This window comes from Oleiphilus sp. HI0132 (assembly GCF_001635845.1).
In genome coordinates this window covers 1-486 of sequence record NZ_LWGJ01001781.1, presented here as the reverse complement: position 1 = coordinate 486, position 486 = coordinate 1, and the positions used below count along the sequence as shown (strand labels likewise).

General features: G+C 48.4%; 1 pseudogene. It reads right to left on the bottom strand.

Annotation, left to right across the window (positions count from 1 at the left end):
* Positions 1–486: pseudogene (locus A3766_RS27065) on the bottom strand (ABC transporter substrate-binding protein); the annotation flags it as partial.

The window sequence follows — 486 nt, the reverse complement described above, 5'->3', positions numbered from 1 at the left end:
TTTTCCAGATACTCTTTCTGAGACTTAAGCACTCGCGCAGCGAACTCATCTTTAGAGGCGCTTTCGGCTAGCAGGTCTTCATTTGCCTGACGCATCGCAGCAAGTACTTCAGTAGGGAAGGTTTTAACTTGAATATTCGGATATTCGGTACTAATCGTTGCCCAGTTCTTAGCGCTTTCATGCATAGCTTGCGCATACATATCGTATGAGGAAGCTTTCATAGCTGTTTTAAGGATTTCTTGAAGATCTGCCGGTAGGCCTTCAAACTTCTTCTTGTTAACCAGGAACTGAAGTTCAGCACCGGGCTCATGCCAACCGGTATAGTAATACGGTGCAATTTTGTGGAAACCCATGCGCAGGTCAAGAGAGGGGCCTACCCACTCGAGCGCATCAATGGTGCCGCGTTCAAGTGCGGTATATAACTCGCCTGGGGGAATATTCGTAGGTTTGGCGCCCAGTTTGGCAATGACTTCACCCGCGAAGCCA